Origin of the sequence: Rhodoblastus acidophilus, from assembly GCF_025961575.1 — a bacterium.
GTDB classification, from domain to species: domain Bacteria; phylum Pseudomonadota; class Alphaproteobacteria; order Rhizobiales; family Beijerinckiaceae; genus Rhodoblastus; species Rhodoblastus acidophilus_C.
In genome coordinates, this window is record NZ_JAOQNX010000067.1 from 1 (window position 1) to 2,469 (window position 2,469).

At 51.1% G+C, this 2,469-nt stretch carries 4 protein-coding genes; all 4 read right to left on the reverse strand.

The features are described from left to right. Window positions 1-133: 133 nt before the first annotated feature. The 4 genes from M2320_RS23115 to M2320_RS23130 all read right to left on the reverse strand — a co-directional run bounded on the left by M2320_RS23115 (window position 134) and on the right by M2320_RS23130 (window position 2,046). Entirely contained in the window at window positions 134-322 is a 189-nt protein-coding gene (locus M2320_RS23115; protein WP_264599314.1) for a hypothetical protein, read from the reverse strand. 22 nt (window positions 323-344) lie between these two features. Further along, window positions 345-1,085: a GP88 family protein gene (locus tag M2320_RS23120; RefSeq protein WP_264599315.1), complete on the reverse strand. Its 741-nt coding sequence runs from the start codon at window positions 1,083-1,085 to the stop codon at window positions 345-347. 395 nt (window positions 1,086-1,480) lie between these two features. After that, a complete protein-coding gene (locus M2320_RS23125) occupies window positions 1,481-1,663 on the reverse strand; it encodes a hypothetical protein (RefSeq protein WP_264599316.1) in 183 nt (60 codons plus the stop codon). A gap of 56 nt (window positions 1,664-1,719) precedes the next feature. Next, window positions 1,720-2,046, reverse strand: a complete 327-nt coding sequence (locus M2320_RS23130; RefSeq protein WP_264599317.1) for a hypothetical protein — start codon at window positions 2,044-2,046, stop codon at window positions 1,720-1,722. Window positions 2,047-2,469 lie beyond the last annotated feature (423 nt).

Consider the following 2,469-nt stretch of genomic DNA (forward strand, 5'->3'; position numbering starts at 1 on the left):
ACACGTGAATACTCAGGGATGAGTGCAGCAGCCTTCTCAGCCTCTTGGTAATCCGTGTACTCACCACCGACGACCACCCACTCGCCTTCATCATTGGGAGCCTGAGGAGCAACCCACTTTTCAACATGCCACTTCATTGGGCTTCTTCCTTGTAATAAGCGTGTTCCACATGGCTGACGTAGGCGTACTGCACATCGAAGAACTTGCTCAATATTCGCATACGCTCTTGCGCCTGTTCTTTGTGCCTATGGAAAGTCACCGAGTACCTGCCTTCAATCATGTAGGTGAGCATCCATTCAGCAAACACAACCCGTTCCTTCATAGCAATGTCCTCCCTTGAGTAACTAATAGTTACGGATAACGAAACCTGTGGTGTCAGCCTTAGCGGTTTTACCCTTAGGCTTGAGCCCGATGATAGTGCCACGTTGTTGCAAGTGGATCAGGTCATGTTGATCCCCGTCAACCACCGGATACCCCATGTATTCCTCAGGCAGACCATCAGCGAACACAGCCGCAACCGTGCCACCCAGGGCGAGCACGTATTCACAGTACTGTTCGTTGTCCTCAGTCCGTGAGAATGTCAGGTGGTAGTTCTTAGGCATTGCACCCTCACACCAACGCATCATCCTTTTGAAGCTCTTGGTGTAGTCCACGAATTGAACATCCGGGAATATGTCGAACAAGGTGGAACCACGCTCATTCTTCATGTGTTCCCAGGCTATATCAGAGGCACCATTGAGCCTAACCACAAGGGTTAAGCCTTCACGCTCAGCCTTACGCAACGCACTCTCGATACCCAAGGCTAGCCACTCCATGTAGAGCTTGCGGTTAGTCATGAACATCCGAGCTTTGTACACCCTTGACTGGCGCACTGAGTTCATATCAGCAGGCCAAGCCACCATCCCCGCTTGACCGGAGTTCCGCCCGAGACACAAGGCCACACACCCAGGTGTAGCGTTGGGACACAGGTTCCCTGCCCCTCCGAGTGTATAAGGAGCCATGTAGTGGATAGCGTTGAGGTATCCGTACCCCTTGGCCTTGAGCGCCTTAGGGTTATCCATCGAGAACATCTTGGGTTTGTACATTGTCGCACCTATGTGTTGAACATATGCTTACCCACGAGTAACCTTTGATGACAAGGATTACATACCCGTGGGTAAGCATATGGTCACTTAAGGGTGAACTTGTCTCGGATGTCTCCTGTCTCGCACACATAGACGAACCCGTTGGCGTCAGGTGTACCACCACCATGGTAGACACCAGTCCAACCCAACTTAACAGCTAACTGCATAGCCGCGCACGTGTGGTTACCCTCGTTGGATAGGCCGTGGTTCCACGGTACCATGATCCTGCCAGCAGCCGCCTTCACACTGATACGAGCAGGCTTACTGTTAGTGGGGCCAATGTGTTTAGTTACGATTGCTTGGAGCATTTGCAGCACTCCTCCATTACGTATCTACAACCCTTGCGTAACCTTTGGTCACAGATCGATCACAGTGCATTCCTCAGGCACAACGATGTAGACAATACCTGAGGCAGTGATGCAATCGTAACACTCGTAATCCTCCTGAGGCAGAACCCCAAGGATCACACCATATTTACCCTCAGTACCATGCGTACCCAGGATGTCACAGTTGAATTGAACAAAGTCACCACGCACCATGTTTTACACTCCTATGGGAACACCCAGGGCTTAGCCCTAGGTGCTCGTTATGGTTATCACTGTTGCTTCCAGACCCGAACGCCCTCGACACCCTTCTCAGTCCACTTCTTCACGATGTATTTTCCACCATGTTTCTTGGAGGCTGAGGAACACAAGGTGTAGAAGGTTTCGATCTTACCACCTCCCACAAAGAACGAGTCGCCAACCCCAAGGCTTGCCCAGGGATACTTCGACTTACCACCACCGCCCCGGCTCTCCGGGATGGCGATACCCTTTTCCACCTTGATCTCAGTGGAAACCTCAGGGATAGCCTCAGTGGTAACCGGAGCATCACCCACCGCCCCCGCTTCCCGGAGTTCTTCGATGAGGGTTTTCTTAGTCATTGTTTCACTCCTATGTGTGTATGTAACTTAGTGATCATAACCGATCTAACGCCGTGGTCAACCACGGCTATACACTGGTACTCAAACGATGAATTTAACGATGATACTCAACTCAGGGAACCAATGCCGACACTTGCACGCATATTCCCTTGCCTCTTGAAGCGTGGCGTAACCCTCAGGTTTCCCCATGGCATCCTCTCGCCCTTGCGAGCAAAGCATTACCCGATACATTTCATACCCTCTTTTAAGAGAAGGTCACCAAAGGGTAACCACCTTGTAAGCGAATTGGCCTGCACTGATATACGCCTCGTGATCCATAGGAGCCCGAGAGCACAACCAGTGAATAGCTATCGTTATCCTAGTCATGTGTAATACTCTTGGCTATTATGACCTAACGCCCAAGGCAGCACACAAGGTACAGCC